Source organism: Candidatus Paceibacterota bacterium, from assembly GCA_028697015.1.
In the GTDB taxonomy this organism is placed as follows: domain Bacteria; phylum Patescibacteriota; class Minisyncoccia; order Minisyncoccales; family GWA2-38-27; genus JAQVFW01.
Genome location: JAQVFW010000012.1, coordinates 1 through 21,648, shown reverse-complemented (window position 1 = coordinate 21,648; position 21,648 = coordinate 1). Strand labels below are relative to the sequence as shown.

General features: G+C 35.0%; 26 protein-coding genes and 1 tRNA gene. 26 read left to right on the top strand and 1 reads right to left on the bottom strand.

Annotated elements, in window-relative coordinates:
• Together PHH50_03395 and PHH50_03390 are read left to right on the top strand one after the other, a co-directional pair.
• A partial coding sequence (locus PHH50_03395) for a hypothetical protein (protein ID MDD3729330.1) occupies nt 1–633 on the top strand: 633 nt, incomplete at its 5' end.
• Nucleotides 634–714: 81 nt separating this feature from the next.
• Nucleotides 715–1,710 (top strand): hypothetical protein, encoded by a 996-nt coding sequence (locus PHH50_03390; GenBank protein MDD3729329.1) that lies wholly within the window; start codon nt 715–717, stop codon nt 1,708–1,710.
• A gap of 426 nt (nt 1,711–2,136) precedes the next feature.
• On the opposite strand, the gene PHH50_03385 is transcribed toward PHH50_03390, so the two are convergent.
• Complete coding sequence (locus PHH50_03385; GenBank protein ID MDD3729328.1) at nt 2,137–2,271, bottom strand: hypothetical protein; 135 nt, start codon at nt 2,269–2,271, stop codon at nt 2,137–2,139.
• 228 nt (nt 2,272–2,499) lie between these two features.
• Here PHH50_03385 and PHH50_03380 point away from each other — a divergent pair, with 228 nt between their 5' ends.
• The 24 genes from PHH50_03380 (at nt 2,500) to dnaG (ending at nt 21,608) form a co-directional block, all read left to right on the top strand.
• Complete coding sequence (locus PHH50_03380; protein MDD3729327.1) at nt 2,500–2,940, top strand: hypothetical protein; 441 nt, start codon at nt 2,500–2,502, stop codon at nt 2,938–2,940.
• Nucleotides 2,941–2,955: 15 nt separating this feature from the next.
• Nucleotides 2,956–4,938 carry an NAD-dependent DNA ligase LigA gene (ligA, locus tag PHH50_03375; protein MDD3729326.1) on the top strand — a complete coding sequence of 661 codons (1,983 nt, stop codon included), beginning with the start codon at nt 2,956–2,958 and terminating at the stop codon, nt 4,936–4,938.
• Nucleotides 4,929–6,005, top strand: coding sequence for a rod shape-determining protein RodA (gene rodA / locus PHH50_03370; GenBank protein MDD3729325.1), 1,077 nt, complete (start codon nt 4,929–4,931; stop codon nt 6,003–6,005). Before ligA ends, rodA begins: the two co-directional genes overlap by 10 nt.
• A 58-nt stretch (nt 6,006–6,063) precedes the next feature.
• Complete coding sequence (gene pilM / locus PHH50_03365; GenBank protein ID MDD3729324.1) at nt 6,064–7,125, top strand: type IV pilus assembly protein PilM; 1,062 nt, start codon at nt 6,064–6,066, stop codon at nt 7,123–7,125.
• Between the two features lie 50 nt (nt 7,126–7,175).
• A complete protein-coding gene (locus PHH50_03360; protein MDD3729323.1) occupies nt 7,176–7,694 on the top strand; it encodes a hypothetical protein in 519 nt (172 codons plus the stop codon).
• Entirely contained in the window at nt 7,691–8,230 is a 540-nt protein-coding gene (gene pilO / locus PHH50_03355) for a type 4a pilus biogenesis protein PilO (protein MDD3729322.1), read from the top strand. The genes PHH50_03360 and pilO overlap by 4 nt, the downstream gene beginning before the upstream one ends.
• A gap of 21 nt (nt 8,231–8,251) precedes the next feature.
• Entirely contained in the window at nt 8,252–8,596 is a 345-nt protein-coding gene (locus PHH50_03350) for a hypothetical protein (protein MDD3729321.1), read from the top strand.
• Nucleotides 8,597–8,602: 6 nt separating this feature from the next.
• The gene (locus PHH50_03345; protein ID MDD3729320.1) at nt 8,603–10,327 is read left to right on the top strand and encodes a GspE/PulE family protein; all 1,725 of its coding nucleotides are present in this window, start codon (nt 8,603–8,605) and stop codon (nt 10,325–10,327) included.
• Nucleotides 10,328–10,360: 33 nt separating this feature from the next.
• Nucleotides 10,361–10,729, top strand: a complete 369-nt coding sequence (locus PHH50_03340; protein ID MDD3729319.1) for a response regulator — start codon at nt 10,361–10,363, stop codon at nt 10,727–10,729.
• A complete protein-coding gene (locus PHH50_03335; GenBank protein MDD3729318.1) occupies nt 10,729–11,793 on the top strand; it encodes a PilT/PilU family type 4a pilus ATPase in 1,065 nt (354 codons plus the stop codon). The genes PHH50_03340 and PHH50_03335 overlap by 1 nt, the downstream gene beginning before the upstream one ends.
• 22 nt (nt 11,794–11,815) lie before the next feature.
• On the top strand, nt 11,816–13,018 hold the full coding sequence (locus tag PHH50_03330; protein MDD3729317.1) for a type II secretion system F family protein: 1,203 nt from the start codon (nt 11,816–11,818) through the stop codon (nt 13,016–13,018).
• A 96-nt stretch (nt 13,019–13,114) separates the two neighbouring features.
• Nucleotides 13,115–13,561, top strand: coding sequence for a type II secretion system protein (locus PHH50_03325; GenBank protein MDD3729316.1), 447 nt, complete (start codon nt 13,115–13,117; stop codon nt 13,559–13,561).
• A gap of 157 nt (nt 13,562–13,718) precedes the next feature.
• A complete protein-coding gene (locus PHH50_03320) occupies nt 13,719–14,171 on the top strand; it encodes a type II secretion system protein (protein MDD3729315.1) in 453 nt (150 codons plus the stop codon).
• A gap of 135 nt (nt 14,172–14,306) precedes the next feature.
• Nucleotides 14,307–14,753: a type II secretion system protein gene (locus tag PHH50_03315; GenBank protein MDD3729314.1), complete on the top strand. Its 447-nt coding sequence runs from the start codon at nt 14,307–14,309 to the stop codon at nt 14,751–14,753.
• 80 nt (nt 14,754–14,833) lie between these two features.
• Complete coding sequence (locus PHH50_03310; protein ID MDD3729313.1) at nt 14,834–15,613, top strand: prepilin peptidase; 780 nt, start codon at nt 14,834–14,836, stop codon at nt 15,611–15,613.
• Nucleotides 15,614–15,617: 4 nt separating this feature from the next.
• The gene (locus PHH50_03305; protein MDD3729312.1) at nt 15,618–16,172 is read left to right on the top strand and encodes a hypothetical protein; all 555 of its coding nucleotides are present in this window, start codon (nt 15,618–15,620) and stop codon (nt 16,170–16,172) included.
• Nucleotides 16,169–16,582 carry a prepilin-type N-terminal cleavage/methylation domain-containing protein gene (locus tag PHH50_03300; GenBank protein ID MDD3729311.1) on the top strand — a complete coding sequence of 138 codons (414 nt, stop codon included), beginning with the start codon at nt 16,169–16,171 and terminating at the stop codon, nt 16,580–16,582. The genes PHH50_03305 and PHH50_03300 overlap by 4 nt, the downstream gene beginning before the upstream one ends.
• Nucleotides 16,579–17,109: a type II secretion system protein gene (locus tag PHH50_03295; protein MDD3729310.1), complete on the top strand. Its 531-nt coding sequence runs from the start codon at nt 16,579–16,581 to the stop codon at nt 17,107–17,109. Before PHH50_03300 ends, PHH50_03295 begins: the two co-directional genes overlap by 4 nt.
• A 41-nt stretch (nt 17,110–17,150) precedes the next feature.
• Nucleotides 17,151–17,714 (top strand): LemA family protein, encoded by a 564-nt coding sequence (locus PHH50_03290; GenBank protein ID MDD3729309.1) that lies wholly within the window; start codon nt 17,151–17,153, stop codon nt 17,712–17,714.
• A 3-nt stretch (nt 17,715–17,717) separates the two neighbouring features.
• Nucleotides 17,718–18,617, top strand: coding sequence for a M48 family metallopeptidase (locus PHH50_03285; GenBank protein MDD3729308.1), 900 nt, complete (start codon nt 17,718–17,720; stop codon nt 18,615–18,617).
• A gap of 1 nt (nt 18,618) precedes the next feature.
• Nucleotides 18,619–19,188 carry a zf-TFIIB domain-containing protein gene (locus tag PHH50_03280; protein ID MDD3729307.1) on the top strand — a complete coding sequence of 190 codons (570 nt, stop codon included), beginning with the start codon at nt 18,619–18,621 and terminating at the stop codon, nt 19,186–19,188.
• 28 nt (nt 19,189–19,216) lie between these two features.
• A tRNA-Ser gene (locus PHH50_03275) sits at nt 19,217–19,304 on the top strand.
• A 21-nt stretch (nt 19,305–19,325) separates the two neighbouring features.
• Nucleotides 19,326–19,814, top strand: coding sequence for an 8-oxo-dGTP diphosphatase (locus PHH50_03270; protein ID MDD3729306.1), 489 nt, complete (start codon nt 19,326–19,328; stop codon nt 19,812–19,814).
• 60 nt (nt 19,815–19,874) lie between these two features.
• A complete protein-coding gene (dnaG, locus tag PHH50_03265) occupies nt 19,875–21,608 on the top strand; it encodes a DNA primase (protein MDD3729305.1) in 1,734 nt (577 codons plus the stop codon).
• The last annotated feature ends 40 nt before the right edge of the window (nt 21,609–21,648 follow it).

The window sequence follows — 21,648 nt, the reverse complement described above, 5'->3', positions numbered from 1 at the left end:
TTAAATTGCAAAAAGGAAGGAAGTTATATCTGCAAAGAATGCGAGATTTTTATCTCAGAAAACTTTTTGATTTGTCCTATTTGCAAAAAGCCAAGTTTTTTTGGAGAAACTCATAAAGAATGCAAAAGAAGATATGGGATAGACGGCCTTGTAAGTATTTGGGATTATGACGGGATTATAAAGATGGGCATTTGCAGTGCCAAAGATAGCGGAATATTTGATGTTATAACCGAACTTACAGAAAGGGCTTTTTATGCTTTGTCTTTGGAGCAAAACAGAAGATTCAAGTATTTTTTGTCTTTTCTGTTAATTGAAGATTTCCATATTTTTTATGTTCCTATAAAGAGTAAAAAAGAAAAAGAAAGGGGATTTAATCAGTCGGAAATTATTGCAAAAAAATTTGGAAAGATTTTCAATAAAACTCCCCTTCCTTTTCTTAAAAAAAGAGCTGATTTATCAGAATGGAGAAAAGATAATTTCTATGTTGTAAAAGAAGATTTAAAGGAATTTAAAAAAGCCGTTTTAATCGATGATTTTTTATTTTCCGGAGAAACGATAAAAGAGTGTGCCAGAGTTTTAAAAAAGGCGGGGATAGAAGAGATATGGGGATTTACTCTTGGAAGGGCTGTTTAGATTGTATATAAGCAATTTGGAACTTTACAAGATATTATAGAATTGATAGAATGAAGAAAGCTGAATTTATAGCTTAATCTTATGAAGCGGAAAATTAATCTTTTAGCAAAACTTCTCATTGTTGCTTTTGTCGCTTTTCTTTTTGTTTTCCTTTTTTTTGGAATATTCGGAGAAGAAGGAGTTAAAATGATAAGGAGTATTTTTCAGGGGGGAGAAGGAGGAGTTTTTGCCGAAGGATACGGGGGCTACGGATATGAAGACGATCCCGATCCGGAAGATCCCGAAGAAGAGCCCGGACCTGATCCTGAAGAAGAGCCGGATATGCCCGAACCAAACGGCTTTTATCCTGATTCCGATAGAAAATTAATTGTGGAATTCCAATCTTATTGCTACTCTATGGGAGAAGGTGAAATACTTTTTTCATGGGCGGGCCTTGATCCTCAGAAGGAATATATCTTTCAGATATGGGAAGATGATACTTTAATAATTAACAAAGAAAACCTCAATTCGACCAGCACTCTTGTTTACGTTAAAGAAGATCCTATTTATGGCTACGGGATTGGAGGGGAAATTGGATTTGGAAAAAATTACAAGCCGAGGGTTCAAAATTACGGAGACGGAGAAGATTGGATAGATTATGATGAAAGCATTGACAGTCAATGTGCTTTAGTAGGAGGTACTAATATGCCTCTTTCTTTTGGCGATAAGGGAGATTGCAATCCTGACGGATTTAATCTTGATACTAATAATCTTACATTTACAACGGCCTCTCATCCTTTTCCTTATGTAAGATACAGCCAATCGCCTGAAAAGTTAGACATTGAAACAGAAATTACTTTTACTTTTACCGGCTGGTGTTATGATGTTAATTGTTCTACTTATTCTTGGACATTTGACAATGCGGACCCTTCTTCTGTTAACGGTTCTGTCGCTACAACAACATTTATTGAAGAAAAAAGAACTAGTATAGGCCTTCTTGTTGAAGACGAAGACCAGTATGGTTGCTTATATTCAAGAGAGCCGAGAGTTGGGCTTATTCTATCTCCTACATGGAGAGAGATTCCTCCGTTTTTTTAATGTCGTTTTGTCTTGACATTTTCTTTTCTTTAACTAGAATTGTAAGCGGGGGTGAGAGATATTAAAAATATTCTCAAAAGGACAGTGAAATTTAGTAAAGGAGGTTAAACAATATTGCCGGACGATGTCCGAGTTCGGCCTCGAGGACCGAGCCAAGTTTATTGAGTTTTACCCCCCCATTAAAGGAAGAAACCTTATTGGTTTCTTTTTTTAATTCTGCTATAATTTGAAAATGACAGCAAAAAGATAGCTAACTATTTTAAAAATGAAAAAATTTATCGATATTATTACAGTTATTATTTTGATTATTTTATCTATTTGGTACGTTGTTACTTATATTGTTCCGAATTTTTAATAAAAAACCCGCCAGTTTAATGTGATTATCATAAAAATTGGCGGGGTTTTATTTTCAAATCCTATTTTACTTTACAATTCTTCCTCTTCTTCTTCCTCCTCCTCTTCTTCTCCTGTTTCTATATCCTCTTCAAGATCTTCTTCAGGAAGTTCATCTTGCCAGCTTTCTTCTTCCATGAGGAAGGATTTTAATACGTCTTTTTCCATGTTGTTTTAATTTTTAAAATTTAGCGACCTTTGGAAGCTTTCCCTTTGTCTTGGAATTGCCCCTTTTTTTATTTCACCACTATTATAGAAATAGAAACTTTTGTGTCAACCCCAAATATGCACTGCTATTCACAGGAGAGCATTTTTCCATTATTATATAGGAAAGGAGAAAGGAGTAAATTAAAAAACAAACTGATTCTCTTTTACAAATTTTAATATCTTATTTTTATGAAAAAAAATTCAGAAAAAGGATTTTCCCTTTTTTTATCAATTCTTCTTATATCAATTATTCTTGCCGTAATTTTCGGCCTTTCGGCAATGCTTCTTTCTCAGCATAAAATGATAAAAGAAGTCGGCAAGTCCGTTAATATTTTTTATGCCGCTGAAACAGGGGCGGAAAGAGCGCTTTTTGAGGTCTTTAAAACAGAAGGAAATATTGAGCATATTTATGAAGAAGAGCTTGATAGCGGTTCGGAATACACTGTTCATATTTATTGCTGCACTCCTGGGGCAGGATGCGATTTTGTTTATGAACCGGCTGAAAATTGTCCGGTAATTGACAATGGAAGCCCAAAATACGATGAAAATTGCGATGCCAGCAGATTTTGCATTTATTCAACAGGATCTTTTGACGGAACGAAAAAAACTCTTGAAATCAAAATTTATTGATTCTTTTAAAAAGAAATGAAAAAAGAGGAAGCTAAAAAGCGCATAAAAAAGCTTATTGAGATTATAAACTACCATAGGCGCCTTTATCATGTTTTTGACAGGCAGGAGATTTCAGATGCCGCTCTTGATTCTTTAAAGAAAGAACTTTTTGACCTTGAGCAGAAGTTCCCTCAACTTATCACTCCCGATTCTCCGACCCAGAGAGTGGGAGGAAAACCTCTTGAAAAGTTTAAAAAAGTAAAGCATTTTGAAAAGATGTTTTCTTTAAACGATGCTTTTTCAAAGGAAGATGTAAACAGCTGGGTTGAAAGAATTTCCAAGCTTCTTGATGAAGAAGAAAAAAAAAGAATTGATTTTTATTGCGAATTAAAAATAGACGGCCTTGCAGTCGAACTTTTATACGAAGAAGGGCTTTTAAAGATTGGCTCAACTCGGGGAGACGGGATAATAGGAGAAGATGTTACTCAAAATCTTAGAACAATAGAGGCAATTCCTTTAAAAATAAAAACAGAAGAAAAAAAGACGGTTGTTCGGGGAGAGGTCTTTTTGTCCTCTGAAGAATTTATAAAAGCGAATAAGGAAAGAAAAAAAAGAGATCTGCCTCTTTATGCAAGCCCTAGAAATTTGGCAGCCGGTTCGATTCGCCAGCTTGATTCGAAGATTACTTCTTCAAGAAATCTTGATTTTTTCACCTATGATCTTATTGGTCTTCCAAATGGAACTCATAAAGAAAAACATGAGAAATTAAAAGAAATGGGATTTAGAGTCAGTTCTCATAATAGGTACTGCAGAAACCTTGAGGAGGTTTATAATTTTTATGAAGATGCGCAGAAGAAAAGAGAGGCGCTTTCTTATGAAATTGACGGAGTGGTTGTTATTATAAACAAAAATGAAATATTCAATAAGCTTGGCAGTGTTGGAAAAGCATCAAGGGGAGCGATTGCTTTTAAATTTCCCGGAGTTCAAGCAGTTAGCATAATCGAAGACATCAGGATTCAAGTTGGACGTACGGGAGCACTGACTCCAGTTGCCGTTTTAAAGCCGGTTAAAATAGGGGGAGTTATTGTTTCAAAGGCAACTCTCCATAATGAAGATGAAATAAGACGGCTTAATTTGAAAATTGGAGATACGGTCATTGTTGAAAGAGCGGGAGATGTTATTCCCGATATAGTAAAGCCGTTCTTGGAACTGCGGACGGGGAAGGAAAAAGAGTTTAAAATGCCCGAATTTTGCCCTGTTTGCGGCAAAAAAACAAAAAAAGAAAAAGCTCTTTATTACTGTCCGAATAGAAATTGCTATGCTATTTTCAAAAGAAGTTTTTACCATTTTGTTTCAAAAAAGGCCTTTAATATAGACGGTCTCGGGCCTAAAATAATTGACCGTCTTATTGAAAAAAAACTTGTTCTTGATCCTGCTGATTTGTTTGATTTAAAGAAAGAGGACTTAGTTCCTCTTGAGAGGTTTGCCGATAAGTCGGCAGAGAATATTATTTCATCAATAAAATCAAAAAGAAAAATTACTCTTGATCGTTTTATTTATGCTTTGGGGATAAGAGGAGTTGGAGAGGAAACGGCAAGGGATTTGGCAAATAATTTTAAAAGTATAAAAGCGCTTGAAGATAGCGCAAAAGAAGAACTGGAAGCAATAGGGAACATAGGCCCTGTTGTGTCTTCTTTCATTTATAAATGGTTTTCTGACATAAAAAATAGGAAATATTTGGAAAAATTAAAAAAAGTTGTTGAAATATCAAATATTAAAGAAACAAAAAGTGAAAAATTGAAAGGAAAAAGCTTTGTTTTCACCGGCGAGCTTAATTCAATAACAAGGGAAAAAGCCAAGGAAAAAGTAAGAATGCTTGGCGGAAAAGTTTCAAGCTCTGTCTCGGAGAATATTGATTATCTTGTTTTAGGGGATAATCCAGGATCAAAATTAAAAAGAGCGAAAGAAAAGGAGATTAAAATTATTAAAGAAAATGATTTTTTAAAATTATGTTCTTGAGACATTTGAAAAAATTTAATTGGAGGATTGTTTTTTTTGCCGTTTCTCTTTCTCTGTTGGGAATGATTTCAATTTATTCAAGTCAGGGAGATTCTTCTAATTTTTTAAAACAAGCTGTTTTTTTGACTACTGGGCTTATGCTAATGACAGTTGTAAGTTTTTTTGATTGGAGAGTTTTTAAAGAAAATTCTTATATTATTCTTTTTTTATATTTTCTTTTTATAATTTCTCTTATCGGACTTTTTTTCTTTGCTCCGGAGATAAAAGGAGCAAAAAGATGGTATAAAATCGGTGATCTTTCTTTTGACCCCCTTGAGGTTGGAAAAATTATTCTTATTATTCTTTTTGCAAAGTACTTTTCAATGAGGCATGCTGAAATGTATAAATTAAGGCATATTTTCTTTTCGGGAATTTATGTTCTTATTCCTTCTATTTTTGTTTTTTTCAGGCCTGATATGGGCTCTGCCGTCATTCTTATTTTCCTTTGGCTAGGAGTCCTTCTTTTTTCAGGAATAAAGCTTCGTTATTTTATAACCATTATTTTAATAGGCCTTATTATTTTTGGAATAGGATGGTCATTCTTTTTGAAGGATTATCAGAAAAGCAGGATTATAAATTTCATTTCTCCTCAAGAAGATCCTTTGGGAGCTGGATGGAGCCAAATTCAGTCAAAGATAGCAATAGGTTCTGGCGGGATTTTCGGACAAGGGGTTTTAATGGGTTCTCAGACGCAGTACGGATTTTTATCAGAGCCCCATACTGATTTTATTTTTGCCGCTATTGCAGAAGAGATGGGTTTTTTAGGGTCTTTTGCTCTCTTTTTTATTTTTTTGCTCTTAATAAGAGAACTTTTTAAAATTGTTTTCTACTCAAAGTCCAATTTTTCTCGTCTTTTTAGCGCCGGACTGGCGGTTCTTTTGATGGCTCAATTTTTTGTGAATATAGGGATGAATTTGGGAATTTTGCCTGTTGTCGGGATACCTCTTCCTTTTGTAAGCTATGGAGGATCTTCTTTAATATCGCTTTTTCTTTCCCTTGGAATTATACAGAGCATAAAAACGCATTAAGTATAATTGACTTTTTTTTGTTTTATGGGAAAATGAAAAAAGAAATAAAAATTTTGCAATGGGATTATTTAGAAAAATATTTAAAATTAAGCCGAAAAAATTTCTTGGGATAGATATGGGGACTTCTTCTTTAAGAGTGGTTGAACTTGGTCGCAGGGGAAAAAAAATATGGCTTGAGAATTATGGAGAAGCACCACTTGAAATACCCGATAGTTTTTCAGAAGCAGGTGAAAAGTTTTTAGCTCCGGAAAAAGAAACCGCTGATATTTTGGTAAAAATATGCAAAGCAGCCAAGATAAATACAAAGGATGCAAGTATTGCCGTTCCTGATTTTTTTAGTTTTTATGTTGCATTTAATCTTCCCACTATGGCAAGGGATGAAATTATCCAGGCCGTTGAATATGAGGTGAGGCCTCACATACCTCTCCCTCTTTCTGAAATTACTCTCGATTGGATGATTACCGAGGGAGAACCTTCAAAAACTCCTCTTAAGATTTTGGTAGTTGCCGTTCCAAACAACATTATTCATTATTATCGCGAAATTGCCAATTTGGCAGGATTACGCCTTAAAACCATAGAGCCGGAAGTATTCGGCCTAACTAGGGCTTTAATAGGACAAGAAGATGAAAAAGAAATTATAGGGCTTATAGATTTCGGAGCTAAAAGCACAACCTGCAATATTGTGGAAAAAGGGGTTTTAAAAATGAGCCACAGTTTTAGGACTGGAGGTACTGAATTTACAAATACTCTAGTCAGGTCTCTTAATATAGGGTATAATGAAGCAGAAAAAGCGAAAAGAGAGGAAGGAATAAGAAAAGATGGAAAAACGAAAGAGTTGTTGCTTCCGGTTGTTGATTCTGCACTGGAAGAAATTAAAAAAGTTTTCAGGGACTATTTTAAAAAAGAAGGGAAAAAAGTTGAAAAAATCATTATTTTTGGATCTTCCGCTCTTTTGCCGGGGCTTGCAGAATATCTTAAAAGTCAGCTTGGAAAAGAAATTGAAAACGCAGATCCTTTTAAAAATATTTCTTTTCCTTCTTCTTTGGGAAATCTTAGCCAAAAAAGAAAAATGTCCCTTGCTATTCCGATTGGAGTTGCTATAAAAGAACTAAGGAAATAAAAATATCTAAAAAATGTTTTGCGCCGTATAAAAAATATTAATAAAAAAATATGGCTATAGAAATCACTCAAAAAAGAAAAGAAAAAAAAGAAAGCAATTCAATTGTTCTTTTCCTTTCTTTTTTTCTTTTAATTCTTTTTTTAGGAGCTTACGGATATCTTTTTATTTCTTCAAGGAATATAAAAGAAGAAATAAGTGAAAAAAATTCCCAAATAGGAGCCATTTTAAGCGAAAGAAAAGAAATTGAAGATGAGGTTTTAAGGCATAAAAAGAATATTGCGGATTTTAAAAAAGTTTTTGAAGAGCATAAAAATGTCGTAAGGGTTTTTTCGGTTGTTGAAAATCTTTCCCATCCCTATGTTTGGTTCCCGGCTTTCAATTTTGAAGTTGAAACGGGTAAAGCAAATCTCTCGGGAATGGCCAGGGATTTTACTTCTTTAGGCCAGCAAATTATGATTTTAAAAAATATTCCAGGATTAAGGGGAGTGAATGTTTCCGGAATCCAGGCAATTGATAATGGAGTTTCTTTTTCACTTTCTTTTTCCATTGATCCGCAAACATTAAAATGATAAACATTAAATTTTATATAGGTCCGGCAATTATAATCTTAACTATTTTGGCTGTTCCTGTTTTTCTAGTACCCTATTACAACGATTTTCAAAGATTGGAAGCGGATTTAAGAATAAAAGAAAGGCAGATAGAAAGAGAAAAAGAATATTCTGTTTCTTTGAAAGTAGCGCAAGACAGATTGTTTGGATATCAAACCGAGCTTAAAAAAATCGAATCGGCAATTCCTCAAGGAGATCTTGTTGTTCCTGAATTCTATAATTTTATAAAACAGGAAATTGCAAACAGCGGAATTATTCTTCAGGGCATCTCAATAGGAAAGCCCTTTGTCGTTGAAGTTGGTTCAAATCTGGAAAAAACAACATTTTCAGTCACCGTTGTCGGAACTTACAGTTCTTTTAAGAGTTTTCTTTCCACTCTTTACAGAAATTCAAGAATTGTCAGCGTTGACTCTATTTCAATGGGTTCTGCCAATGAAGATGGTTTCTTCCAATTTGGATTAACGCTTGGAGTTTATTCTTACGGAACCGGCAGTTAATAAATTTTTAACTTTAGAATTATGGCAATTATTTTTCAAAAAGAAAAAAGAAGGCAAAAATATCTTTTAATTTCTCTTGCTGTTCTTTTTTTTGTCATGGTTGTTCTTTTTTCAGTAGAGTTTTTTGTAAGAAGAGGAGTTTATATCTATGAACAATCAGAGAGTCCTATTGTAAAGGAAGTTGATATTGATTTTGAACTTTTAGAAAGAGCAAGGGATATGAGGCCTTTTGAAAGAATAGAACCGCTTTCCGGAGTTGAGAGAAGAGGAAGGGGAAATCCCTTTATTTCTTATGAAAGTGAAACAGAAAGCGACTTTATAGACCTTTTTAATATTGATCTTGAAGAAGAAATACCCCTGCCTTAAAAAGATATGAATATTACAAAAGAACTGGTAAAAAAAGGAATAATTGACAAAAGCGAAGCGGCTTTTATAGAAAATGAATCTAAATCTTCAGAGAGAACCGAAGAGGATGTTATTTTGGAAAAAGAAATTGTTTCTGAAGATTTTCTTTTCCAGCTGAAAAGCGAAATATTAAGAATTCCTTTAAAAACAATATCTTCTGAGAACATAGAGCTAAAGACGCTTGAGATAATTCCTGAAGAATCAGCCCGTTATTATAAAATGATTTCTCTTTCAAGAGAGAATAATTATCTTGATGTCGGTATGGTTTATCCTGAAGATTTGAAAGCAAGAGAAGCTCTTGAATTTTTAGCAAGGCAAAGCAAGGTAAATTATAATGTTTTTTTGATTCTTCCGAGCGAGTTTGAAAAGATTTTAAGAAAATACAGGACGCTAAAACAGGAAGTGGGCAAGGCCCTTGAAGAGCTTGAAGAAGATGTAAGAAAAAAGATAACGGAAACAGAAGAAAAAGGGAAGCAAATAGAAGGAATAGTGGAAGAAGCTCCCATTTCAAAGGTGGTTGCCGTTGTTCTTCGTCATGCCGTTGACGGAAAAGCTTCGGATGTTCATATTGAGCCGGGAAAGGAAAGAGTAAGAGTAAGATTTCGTCTTGACGGCATTCTTTATCCAAGCTTGTTTCTTCCTCTTAAAATTCATGCCGCTATAATCTCAAGAATTAAGATTCTTTGCAGCTTGAAGATAGATGAAACGAGAATTCCCCAAGATGGCCGTTTTTCCGCTAAAATAAGCGGCAATGATGTTGATTTCCGTGTATCTACATTGCCAACTTCTTTTGGAGAAAAAGCGGTTATCAGAATTCTTGATTCAAGCCAGAGAAAAATTGATTTTGAATCTCTGGGACTTACAGGAAGAAATCTTGAATTGATTAAAAAAATGTTAATTAAGCCCTTTGGGATGATACTTTCAACAGGGCCTACAGGGTCGGGAAAAACAACTACCCTTTATGTAGCTCTTGGACTTTTGAATAAGGAAGAAAAAAACGTTGTTACTCTTGAGGATCCTGTCGAATATTTTATGGAAGGAGTAAATCAATCACAAGTGAAGCCGGAAATAGGGTATAACTTTGTAAACGGATTAAGGCACATACTTCGCCAGGACCCGGATGTCATTATGGTTGGAGAAATCAGAGACAAAGAAACTGCTTCTCTTGCCGTTCATGCCGCCCTCACAGGGCACATAGTTTTATCTACTCTCCACACTTCAAACAGCTTTGGAGTTATCCCCAGGCTTATTGATATGGGAGTAAAACAATTTCTTATCCCGCCGACTTTGAAGATAGCTATTGCTCAAAGATTAGTCAGAAAGCTTTGCCCTTATTGTAAGAAGAAGACAAAACTTAACTCAAAATTGGAAGAAATTGTTAAAAAAGATCTTGAAAGCCTTCCTGCAGCTGTAAAGGAAGAAAATAAGATTTCTTCGGAGATAGTCGTTTATGAAGCGGTTGGCTGCGCAAGATGCAGAAAAATCGGCTATTCGGGCAGAATAGGATTGTATGAAATTTTGGAAATAACAGACGAAATCAAAGAAATTGTTCTTAAAAATCCTTCCGAGACAGCTATTAAAAAAGAATCTTACAGGCAAGGAATGGTTACAATGCGCCAAGACGGATTTATTAAAGCTATTGAGGGAGTTACGACGATTGAAGAGGTTTTAAGAACAACCGAAGAAAGCTGATAAAATACAAAATATTAAAAATTGAAAACAATTATGAAAAAAATATTACTAGTGGAAGACGACTCTTTTTTGTCAAACATATATTCTATTAAATTAAAAGAAGCAGGTTTTTCAGTTGAACTTGCCTTTAGCGGAGAAGAAGCGGTAAAAAAAGCAAAAGAGCAAAAGCCAGACCTTATTCTTCTTGATATTATTCTGCCCGGAATAAGCGGATGGGAAGCGCTTGAAAAAATAAGGAAGGAAGAAGGTCCGCAAGGGTCAAAGGTTCTTGTTCTTTCTAATTTGAATAAAGAAACAGAGATTGATAAAGGAACCAAACTTGGAGTTGTAAAACATCTTGTTAAAGCTCATTACACTCCAAGCGATATCATAGAAGAAATAAAAGAAACCTTGAAACGCTGATGGAACAATCATCTTTATTAAAAGAACTATTGGAAATTGCAATTGACGCAGGAGCATCTGATCTCCATATTACTCCTGATAATTATCCTGCTTTGCGCGTTGCCGGAAACCTTATTTTTCTTAAAAAGACCAGGAAAATAAGCGAGGAAGAAGCATCTGATTTTGCTTTTGAGCTTATGGGAAAAGAAAGAAAAGAAGCATTCTTAAGGGACAGACAGATTGATTTTTCTTATGATTTTAAAAAGAACGCAAGATTCAGAGTGAATGCTTTTTTTCAAGAAAGAACCGTTGCTTGCGCTCTTCGCCTTATTTCAAGCAAAGTGCCTACTATTGAACAGTTGAAACTTCCGAAAATACTGCATGACTTTATACGTCATCCCCAGGGTTTTATTCTTGTTACCGGGCCTTCAAGCCAAGGAAAGTCAACTACTCTTGCCTCCATGTTAAATGAAATCAGCACTACAAGGTCAGAGCATATTATAACAATTGAAGATCCGATAGAATATACTCTTGAAGAAAACGGATCGATTATAAATCAAAGAGAAGTAGGAAGAGACGCTGTGGGTTTTAAAGAAGCCCTTAAGGCGTCCTTCAGGCAGGACCCTGATGTTATTATGATAGGGGAAATGAGGGACAATGAAACAATGGCCACTGCAATTACGGCTGCTGAAACCGGACATCTTGTTTTTGCCACGCTTCACACAAATTCTGCTTTTCAAACGATTCACAGAATAGTTGATTCTTTTCCATCTGACCAGCAAAATCAAATAAGGGCTCAGTTGTCAGGATCTCTTATTGCTGTAATTTCCCAGCGTCTTGTTCCTTGCTTAAAAGGCGGTCTTATTCCGGTTTGCGAAATAATGATAAATACGCCTGCTACGGCAAATTTAATAAGAGAGAATAAGATACATGAAATTCCTTTAGTAATAGAAACATCAATGGAATCCGGAATGATTTCTCAAAACAGATCTCTTGCTAATTTGATAAAAGCAAAGGAGATTGACCTTGATGTCGCTTTAAATTATTCGCAAAACCCGAATGAATTAAGAAGCATGCTTTCTTAAAAGTTTAAATAATGATTATTTTATGAAATTTAATTATCAAGCAAGAACTGAATTGGGAGAAATAAAAGTCGGAACGGTAGAGGCAATGGATAGAGAATCCGTTTTTAAAATTTTAAAGGACCGCGGTTTTTATGTCACTTTTGTTGAAGAAGCAAAGATTCCTTTTTATGCGAGAAAAGTTAAAATATTTGATAAAATCAAAAAAAAGGATGTGGCGGCATTTTCAAGACAGATTGCGATAATGTTTAAATCCAGAATTCCTCTTGTTGAAATATTTCAAACACTGAGCAAACAAACAACCAGTGCCAATCTTAAAGATAAAATACTTAAAATTTCAAGGGAAATAGAAGGAGGAGCGTCTCTTTCTGATGCCTTTTCAATGTATCCGGGAGTATTTTCTCCCTTTTACGTTAATATGGTAAAATCGGGGGAAACTTCCGGAAAACTGGTTGATGCTTTTCTTTATCTTGCCGATTATTTAGAAAAAGAAGAAAGTTTTAAAAGGAAAATAATAGGAGCAATGATTTATCCTGTACTTATTCTTTTTGTTTTCGTAGCGGTAGTTGGTCTTGCTGTTATTTTTATCATTCCTCAACTCGCGGTTTTGCTTGAAGAAACCGGAGGAGATCTTCCTCTTTTAACCAGAATTGTAATCTGGGGTTCTGAATTTGGAAAAACAAAAGGATGGATTATTTTGATTTTTCTTGTTCTTCTGGTTTATGGTTTCTTAAGATGGATTAAAACAATAAAAGGAAAAAGATTTTTTGATAAAATAGTGATTAAAATTCCAATGTTGAAAGATTTTCTTAAAAAGCTTTATCTTGCCCGTATTGCTTTGAATTTATCAACTCTTATTTCCGGAGGCCTTCCTATTGCCTTATCTCTTGAAGTTACCGGAGAAGTTGTTGGAAACAGTGTTTACAGAGATATTTTAATGAAAACAAGAAATGGCGTTAAGCAGGGAGAGCCGATTAGCTCTACTTTTGGACAATACCCGAATGAAATTTCTCCTTTTTTCTATCAGATGGTCGTCGTAGGGGAAAAAACGGGAACTATAGATTCTTCCTTAAAAAACGTAGTTTATTTTTACGAGGAAGAGATTGAAAGGGAATTGGCAAATTTTATTAAAATAATAGAGCCGGTCTTAATTATTATTTTAGGTCTTATAGTTGGGGGATTGATGGCGGCGATACTTATTCCGATTTATTCAATTAGCATGGTTTAAAAGCTATTTCTAAGCAATTTTCTTGATTAACATCCATAAAAAATATATAATAAGAGAAAAGGTCGAAAACCTTTCACAAAACTTACTTTCAAAAAAATGAAAATCTTCACCAAAAAGGAAAAAGGTTTTACCCTAATTGAGCTTCTTGTGGTTGTTGCCATAATCGCAATCCTTGCTTCTATTGTTCTTGTCTCTTTAAGCGGAGCAAGAAACAGAGCAAAGGATGCTAGAATTATGGCCGCCCTTGCCCAAGTAAGGCCAATAGCGGAGATAATTTATTCAAGCAGCAATGCATATGATACCATTTGCGGTGGTGCTTCAGCGCTTGGATCAAGCGAAGGATTGTCTACCCTTGCTGATGATATAACTTTTAATCAAAGCGCAGATGACGTTGCTTGCTATGCTTCAGGAGACGATTATTGTATTGCCGCAAAGCTTAACGCTACTGGTTCATTTTGTATCAGTTCTGACGGAGTAGCGAGAGCCAATAGTTTAACTACGGCCCAATCCTGCGCGGATGCGACAACCAGTTGCGGTTCTTAATTGATATTTTAGGTAAAATATTTGGAAAAATAGGATAAGTTTGCTGTTTGGTTTTCAAATTCAAGCATTAAGTTTTTTAAAACTTGATTAACATCCATAAAAAATATATAATAAGAGAAAAGGTCGAAAACCTTTCACAAAACTTACTTTCAAAAAAATGAAAATCTTCACCAAAAAGGAAAAAGGTTTTACCCTAATTGAGCTTCTTGTGGTTGTTGCCATAATCGCAATCCTTGCTTCTATTGTTCTTGTCTCTTTAAGCGGAGCGAGAAACAGAGCAAAGGATGCGAGGATAATATCCGCTCTTTCCCAAGTAAGGCCAATAGCGGAGATAGCTTATTCGGGAGACGGGCAATACAATGGTATTTGCACTTCTGCCGGTACGGCTTTTGGCTCAACTGACGGACTTTCGGTTATAGCTGCCGATATTACTTTAAATCAGGATTCTGGCGATATTTTATGCAAGGCGTACGGAGACGATTATTGTATTGCTGCCGGACTTAATGCAGGAGGTTCATTCTGCATTAGTTCTGACGGAGTGGCAAGATCTATTCCTGGTTCAAGTACGGGAGATGCTTGTCCTGCAACCTCGACCAGTTGCGGAGCATAACAGAAATATTTTAATTTTGGATTTAAAAACCCGCCAGGTTGCGGGTTTTTAAATTTAAAACTTGATTAACATCCATAAAAAATATATAATAAGAGAAAAGGTCGAAAACCTTTCACAAAACTTACTTTCAAAAAAATGAAAATCTTCACCAAAAAGGAAAAAGGTTTTACCCTAATAGAGCTTCTTGTGGTTGTTGCCATAATCGCAATTCTTGCCTCTATTGTTCTTGTCTCTTTAAGCGGAGCAAGAAACAGAGCAAAAGATGCTAGAATTATGGCCGCCCTTGCCCAAGTAAGGCCAATAGCGGAGATAATTTATTCAAGCAGCAATGCATATGATACCATTTGCGGTGGTGCTTCAACGCTTGGATCAAGCGAAGGATTGTCTACCCTTGCTGATGATATAACTTTTAATCAAAGTGCAGATGACGTTGCTTGCTATGCTTCAGGAGACGATTATTGCATTGCCGCAAAGCTTAACGCTACCGGTTCATTCTGTATCAGTTCTGACGGGGTAGCAAAAGTCGTTGATTCGACTCCGGCAAATGCTTGTCTTACAGCTTCATCAAGCTGTTCAGAATAGCTTAAAATTTGGAAAAACGTTTGAAAAATAGCGGGGCGATGTTTTTGCCTCGCTATTTTTAAAAGATTGACAATTTTTTTATGATTTTTTTTATCGGATTTTTTGTTTTTATATCAGGCCTTTCGGTGGGAAGTTTTTTAAATTGCATTATTTGCCGGCTTGAAAAAGAAGAGAGCATCAAGGGAAGGTCTTATTGTCCAAAATGCGGGCATGTTTTGTCTTTTTTAGACCTTTTTCCCTTGCTTAGTTTTTTGTTTCTCAAAGGAAAATGCAGGTATTGCAAAAAGAAAATATCTTTCCAATATCCTCTGGTTGAAATAATAACTGGCATAGTTTTTCTGCTTATCTTTAAATATCAGCTTTCTTTTTCAAGTGATATTTGGAGCTTTGGATTTATTTTTAATTTTTTGTCTTTAGTTATTATCTCCTCTTTTTTAATAATAGTTTTTATTTATGATTTTAAGCATTTTTTAATTCCGGATTTTGCTGTTTATTCTCTTGTTGCAGTTGCTTCTGTTTACAGTTTTTTAAACGGCAATTTTATAAACGGCTTATTTTCAGCTACTGCTTGTTTTCTTTTTTTTCTTGCGGTTTTTTTAATTACAAGAGGAAAAGGTATGGGATTTGGAGATGTTAAGCTTTCTTTTTTTATCGGTTTTTTTCTGGGTTATCCTAATTTTCTCATTTCTTTGTTTGCATCTTTTTTAATAGGGGCTATTATAGGAGTAGGGCTTATCGCTATTAAGAAAAAGAACCTTAAAAGCGAAGTTCCCTTCGGACCTTTTTTGATTATAGGAACTGTTATTGCTTTTCTTTTTGGAGAAGTAATAGCAGATTATTATATTTCCTTATTGCTTTAAAAATATGTTTTTAAATAAAAAATCAAAGGGCTTTACTGTTTTGGAAATGGCTGCGGTATTCTTTTTTATGAGTTTGATTTTGTTAGCTGTCATGGTAAACTACAGAAAGGACAAGAGTTCTCTTGCTCTTTGGAGATCGGCAAATAGTTTTGCTCAAAGCATTCGCAGCATTCAAACAATGGCCGGAAAGGAAAATCTTAATTGTAAGGTTGACGGGGCGTATGTGGAAGGGTATAGCCATAGTTACGGCGTATATATTGATACCTCAAACGATGAAAGCTATCTTATCTTTGCCGACTGTAACGGAGACAATCTCTATGGAGAAGGAGACCAAATAGTAAGCGAGGTAATTATTGAAACAGAAGTGAAGATAAGCGATTTTACTCCGAAGGAGGATAATAAGATTCATATTGTTTTTGTTCCTCCCAAACCCGAGGTGTTTATAAACGCATCGTCAACCGAAGCGGAAATTACTTTTTATGCTTGGCAAAGTCCTACTGAAACAAGAACAATAAAAGTGAATAAAATAGGGCGAATTGAATTTACGCAAGTAGAATGAAAAATAAAGGAGTTACAATTATAGAGCTGATTATTACTCTTTTTGTCTTATCAATAGGAGTTGTTGGCGCTCTTTCGGCTATGCGTCAGCCGATTGAGCATACATCCGTTTCAATTTCAACCTTTAGGGCCTATTATTTTGCCAAAGAAGGGATTGAAATAGTAAGGAATGAAAGAGACAGAGCATGGATAAGAGAAGAAGAGTGGGATAAAAACTCTCTTCAAATGAGAACAAACCATTTGAATGCTGATCCAATTCAAGGAACAAGATTCAGAAGGGAATTATTTCTTGAAGAGGTTGCATTTGGGGATGGAAATAGTAAAATAGAGGTTACCGTTAAAGTTTCTTGGACGGAAAAAGAGAAAGATTATGAGGTGAATGTCCAGGAAAATTTATATGACTGGCTATGAGAAAAGGATTTTCATTAATAGAAATGCTGGTTGTTTCCGCGGTTTTGGCCGCTGTAAGCGTCGGGGCGATTGCTTCTTTTTCTTCCATAATCAAAGCGCAAAGATATGCCCTTAGAGCCCAACATTTGCTTGACCAGGGAGGATATTCCATAGATTATATCGGCAACGCCCTTAGAATGGCAAAAAGGGAAACAGGAGTGGCGGATTGTATAAATTACGGTAAAAACTACGAATACCATCCCAAGGGGATAAAGTTCATATCTTTTGACGGAACGTTTAAATGCAGAAAGTTTTACCTTAGCAGCGGAGTTCTTATTGATTACGAAGAAGGAAGAACACCCGAGGAAATTCCTCTTACTTCTTCAGACGTGGAAATTACCGATTTTGGAGTGATAATAGAAGACAATGTCGGAATTCAGCCCCTTGTTTATTTGATTTTAAAGATGAAGCCGTCTGATTTTGATTCCCCTTTGCTGGAATTTTCAACAGTAATTTCTCAAAGGGACTTGAATGTTCCCTTGGAATAATTTTTAAAAATGAAGTTTTATAAATTAATTTTATTAAAAATATGAACACAACATATGTTATTATCGGAATTTTCGTTCTTATTGCCTTTGCTCTCGTATTTATTTATAACCGGTTTGTTGTTCTTGTGAACAGAACAAAAGAGGCATGGTCGGACATAGATGTCCAATTGAAGAGAAGATATGATCTTATACCTAACCTTATTGAAACCGTAAAAGGATATGCCGCTCATGAAAAAGAGGTTTTCGAAAATGTCACCAAGGCAAGAACGATGGCAATGTCGGCCGAAAAGTCAGGAGATCCAAAAAAAGTAGGGGAAGCGGAAAACTTTTTAAGCGGAACCCTTAAAAGCCTTTTTGCCGTATCTGAAAATTATCCCCAGCTTAGAGCTTCGGAAAACTTTGTGGAGCTTCAAAGAGAATTGAGAGACACTGAAGATAAAATTCAATATGCCAGAAGATTCTATAACACGAACGTGAGAGATTTGAATATAAAGATAGAAAAGTTTCCTTCAAATATTGTCGCTTCTATGTTTGGATTTAAAAAAATGGATTTTTTTGAAATAGGAGAAGAAAAAGAAAAAGAAGTAGTAAAAGCAAGCTTTTAAAAAATGGCGGCAAATCTTTATAAACAGTCGGAAATTAATATTTACAAAACTTGGGGGTACATGACATTGTTCTTCATTTTTGTCATTGCAGTAGGATGGATTGCTTCTTATTTTTTTGAAAGTTATTTGATTCTTTGGATTGCTTTAATATACAGCGTTTTGGCAAGTTTTTTCGGCTATTGGTATTCGGACAAAATTGTTCTTAAAATGGTAAATGCGAAGATGATTGAAAAAAATGATAATCCAGAACTTTATCTTCTGGTTGAAAATCTTTGCATCGGGGCAGGCCTTCCTCTCCCTAAAATTTATATCATAGAGGAAAACCAGCCCAATGCCTTTGCTACCGGAAGAAACCCGGAACATGGAGTTATAGCGGTGACAAGGGGCCTTATTGAGGTGCTTGATAGATCTGAGCTTGAGGGAGTTATAGCCCATGAGCTTGCTCATATTGGAAACAGAGATGCTCTTCTTCAGACGATTGTTGTTATTCTTTTCGGAGTTGTTGTTTTTACTGCCGATATTTTCATAAGGAGCGTTTTTTGGGGAGGAATTTCAAAAAGAGACGAAAAAGGAGGAGGGCTTATTATTATTGCCGCGATATTTTTCGCCTTTTTTGCCGGGCTTTGCGCTCAGCTTATGAAGCTTGCAATTTCAAGAAAAAGGGAATATCTTGCTGATTCTTCAGGAGCTCTTCTTACAAGATATCCGGAAGGACTGGCAAAAGCTCTTATTAAGATATCAAACAATCCTTCAATAATGAAAAAAGCGAGCAATTCCACCTCTCATCTTTTTATAATAAACCCTTTCAAGGGGGAAGAGAAAAAAAGCTTCTTCCATGCCTTGTTCTTAACTCATCCTCCTGTTGAAAAGAGAGTAAAGGCCTTACGGGGGATGAATATATAAAATGAAAGAAGAAAAATTAAATCCAAAAACAGAAACCAAATTTAAATGCCCTAGGTGCAATATTCCTCTTTTAGGGCGCCTTTTTCATAATATTGAAGTTGATAATTGTCCCAAGTGCCTTGGCTTATGGTTTGAAGAAGACGAGCTTCGCCTTGCAAAGGATGATAAAGACAGGGAATTAAGATGGCTTGATATAAATCTCTGGGATGAAGAAACGCAATTTAGAATTTCTTCCGGAATACGGCTGTGCCCTTCCTGCAGAGTTCCTCTTTATGAAGTAAGGTATGGAAGTTCGGATGTCATAATAGATGTTTGTTCTTTATGCAAGGGAATATGGCTTGATAACGGAGAATTCAAAGGTATAATTGATTGGCTGAAAGCGAAAGCAAACAGGGAAATTCTTGATAATTATACTGAAAATCTATTAAAGGAATTCGGAGAAATATTTGTTGGTCCAGAAACGACAAAGGAGGAGATTCTTGATTTTTTAATGGTTTTAAAACTTTTGAATTATAAAGTTCTCGTAAAACACCCGAATCTTTCAAGATTCTTCTCCGATCTTCCAAAATAGGTTTTTTTGTGCTAACTTTATTTTTGTTGGAGGGGTACGTCTAATTGGTAAGACACTAGTTTGGAGAACTGGCGGGGTTTTTCCCCATGCAGGTTCGAGTCCTGTCCCCTCCGCCAATTTGTCTTTTTTAAAAAAATATGGAAGATTTAAGAAAGGCCACTCTTTTATTTCTGGTTAAAAAATCAAAAGGAGAAGTAACCGATATTTGCCTCGCTATGAAAAAGCGCGGTTTTGGAATTAATAGATACAACGGAGTCGGAGGGAAAGTTGAAGAGAAAGAAACGATTAAGCAGGCAGCAATAAGGGAAGCGAAAGAGGAAATAAATGTTTTTATCAAAGAAATGGAAAAAGTTGCTGAAATTTCTTTTTATTTTCCTCATAATTTTTTATTTAATCAAGCCGTTCATGTATATTTTTCTGAAAATTGGGAAGGAGAGCCAAGAGAAAGCGAAGAAATGAGGCCGGAGTGGTTTTCAGTAGAAAAAATACCCTTCAAAAAAATGTGGCCGGATGATATTTTCTGGCTGCCGGAAGTTTTAAAAGGAAAATTACTCAGAGCAATGTTTGTTTTTAAAGAAAACGATATCGTAAAAGAAAAAGAGGTTAATATTGTCAAAAGTTTCTAAAATTGTTATATCATCAAATTTGTGTTATAATAAAAACCCTTTTGATGTAAAAAATATACAATGTTAAATTCTCCTACCGAAGAAATTAAAAGCCGCCTTGACATAGTAAATGTCATAGGAAGCTATATAAAACTGCAAAAGACAGGAGCAAACTATAGGGCTATATGTCCGTTCCATTCGGAAAAAAGCCCTTCTTTTTTTGTTTCTCCTTCAAAGCAGATTTGGCATTGTTTTGGCTCTTGCGGAATAGGAGGAGATATTTTCGGATTTGTTATGAAAATAGAAGGGGTGGAATTTAAAGACGCTTTAAAAATACTGGCGGACAAAGCCGGAGTAGAATTAAAAAAAGAAGATCCCAAGATTTCCACAAAAAGGCAAAAAACTTACGATATATGCGAGTTTGCCTGCTCTTTTTTTGAAAAACAAATGGAAAGCAATGCAGGGATTGAGGTTAAAAAGTATTTAAATCAAAGAGGAGTAAAAGAAGAAACCATAAAAGAATGGCGTCTTGGATATTCTCCCGATTCATGGAGGGCTCTTTCTGATTATCTTATCGGTAAGGGTTACAAGAGAGAAGAGATTGAGCAGTCGGGTTTGGCTTTAATTTCTGAAAAAAACAAGTTTTATGATAGATTCAGAGGAAGAATTATGTTTCCCGTTTTTGATATTAATTCCAGGGTTATAGGGTTTGGAGGAAGGGTTTTTAAAGATAAAGAAGGATTGGGAGCAAAATATATAAATACTCCTTCAACTATCATTTACGATAAAAGCCAAACTTTATACGGGATAAACAATGCCGGGATTGAGATGAGGAAAAAAGATTCCTGCATTTTAGTTGAAGGATATATGGATGCAATAATGGCATTCCAGTCGGGTTTTAAAAATGTTGTTGCTGTTTCAGGGACGGCCCTTACTCCTCTTCAGCTTAAAATAATTAAAAGATATACGGAAAATTTACATACTGCTTTTGATATGGATAATGCCGGAAATTCGGCAACAAAAAGGGGAATAGGGCTAGCTCAATCCTTAGGCTTTAATATCAAGATAATTTTAATGAAAGAAGGATTTGATCCGGCAGATATTTTAGCAAAAGACAAAAAAGAATGGGAAGAAATGGTAAAGGGGGCAAAATCAATAAAAGATTTCTATTTTGAAACGGCTCTTTCTTCTTTTGATAAAAATACTCTTGAAGGGAAGAAATCAATATCCAAAGAAATTCTTCCGGTGATAAAAAGGATTCCTAATAAAGTTGAACAGGAATTATGGCTTAAGGACTTATCAGGACTTCTTGAGGTAAGGATTGAATCTCTCATGGAAGAACTTTTGAAAATAAATGAAGAGCTGGACTTTAGCTTAGAAAAAGAGGAAGATAAGAAAGATAATAATGAAAAGGAAAAAAAGACCAAAAAGGACATTTTAGAAGAATACTTGATTTGTCTTTTTCTAAGAAAGCCGGAAATGTTAAGTATTGTAAAAGATGAGGATTTTCTTTTTTTAACTCCGAAAACGTCAGATATTTTAAAGATTTTAAAAGAAGACCCGAAGAAAATAAATATGCTAGAAAACCAAAATATTACAGCTCTTCTTATAAAATCAGAATTTGAAGAAATAAATGAAGGCATTGACCGGGAAATTGAAAAGTGCTTTGGAGAAATAAAAAAAGATTTCTATAAAAAAGAGCTTCAAAACATTACTTTGAGAATAAAAAAAGAGGAGGAAAATAAAAATGAAGACAAAATAGAAGAACTTAAAAATGACTTTAATAATTTCTTAAAAATATTCAACCAATTATGAAAAAAAAGAAAACCCTTAAAAAAACTTTAAAGGCAAAAAA

Coding starts and splice junctions, on each gene's coding strand:
- PHH50_03390 (MDD3729329.1), top strand. CDS start 715: ATGAAGCGGAAAATTAATCTTTTAGCAAAACTTCTCATTGTTGCTTTT.
- PHH50_03385 (MDD3729328.1), bottom strand. CDS start 2,271: ATGGAAAAAGACGTATTAAAATCCTTCCTCATGGAAGAAGAAAGCTGG.
- PHH50_03380 (MDD3729327.1), top strand. CDS start 2,500: ATGAAAAAAAATTCAGAAAAAGGATTTTCCCTTTTTTTATCAATTCTT.
- ligA (MDD3729326.1), top strand. CDS start 2,956: ATGAAAAAAGAGGAAGCTAAAAAGCGCATAAAAAAGCTTATTGAGATT.
- rodA (MDD3729325.1), top strand. CDS start 4,929: ATGTTCTTGAGACATTTGAAAAAATTTAATTGGAGGATTGTTTTTTTT.
- pilM (MDD3729324.1), top strand. CDS start 6,064: ATGGGATTATTTAGAAAAATATTTAAAATTAAGCCGAAAAAATTTCTT.
- PHH50_03360 (MDD3729323.1), top strand. CDS start 7,176: ATGGCTATAGAAATCACTCAAAAAAGAAAAGAAAAAAAAGAAAGCAAT.
- pilO (MDD3729322.1), top strand. CDS start 7,691: ATGATAAACATTAAATTTTATATAGGTCCGGCAATTATAATCTTAACT.
- PHH50_03350 (MDD3729321.1), top strand. CDS start 8,252: ATGGCAATTATTTTTCAAAAAGAAAAAAGAAGGCAAAAATATCTTTTA.
- PHH50_03345 (MDD3729320.1), top strand. CDS start 8,603: ATGAATATTACAAAAGAACTGGTAAAAAAAGGAATAATTGACAAAAGC.
- PHH50_03340 (MDD3729319.1), top strand. CDS start 10,361: ATGAAAAAAATATTACTAGTGGAAGACGACTCTTTTTTGTCAAACATA.
- PHH50_03335 (MDD3729318.1), top strand. CDS start 10,729: ATGGAACAATCATCTTTATTAAAAGAACTATTGGAAATTGCAATTGAC.
- PHH50_03330 (MDD3729317.1), top strand. CDS start 11,816: ATGAAATTTAATTATCAAGCAAGAACTGAATTGGGAGAAATAAAAGTC.
- PHH50_03325 (MDD3729316.1), top strand. CDS start 13,115: ATGAAAATCTTCACCAAAAAGGAAAAAGGTTTTACCCTAATTGAGCTT.
- PHH50_03320 (MDD3729315.1), top strand. CDS start 13,719: ATGAAAATCTTCACCAAAAAGGAAAAAGGTTTTACCCTAATTGAGCTT.
- PHH50_03315 (MDD3729314.1), top strand. CDS start 14,307: ATGAAAATCTTCACCAAAAAGGAAAAAGGTTTTACCCTAATAGAGCTT.
- PHH50_03310 (MDD3729313.1), top strand. CDS start 14,834: ATGATTTTTTTTATCGGATTTTTTGTTTTTATATCAGGCCTTTCGGTG.
- PHH50_03305 (MDD3729312.1), top strand. CDS start 15,618: ATGTTTTTAAATAAAAAATCAAAGGGCTTTACTGTTTTGGAAATGGCT.
- PHH50_03300 (MDD3729311.1), top strand. CDS start 16,169: ATGAAAAATAAAGGAGTTACAATTATAGAGCTGATTATTACTCTTTTT.
- PHH50_03295 (MDD3729310.1), top strand. CDS start 16,579: ATGAGAAAAGGATTTTCATTAATAGAAATGCTGGTTGTTTCCGCGGTT.
- PHH50_03290 (MDD3729309.1), top strand. CDS start 17,151: ATGAACACAACATATGTTATTATCGGAATTTTCGTTCTTATTGCCTTT.
- PHH50_03285 (MDD3729308.1), top strand. CDS start 17,718: ATGGCGGCAAATCTTTATAAACAGTCGGAAATTAATATTTACAAAACT.
- PHH50_03280 (MDD3729307.1), top strand. CDS start 18,619: ATGAAAGAAGAAAAATTAAATCCAAAAACAGAAACCAAATTTAAATGC.
- PHH50_03270 (MDD3729306.1), top strand. CDS start 19,326: ATGGAAGATTTAAGAAAGGCCACTCTTTTATTTCTGGTTAAAAAATCA.
- dnaG (MDD3729305.1), top strand. CDS start 19,875: ATGTTAAATTCTCCTACCGAAGAAATTAAAAGCCGCCTTGACATAGTA.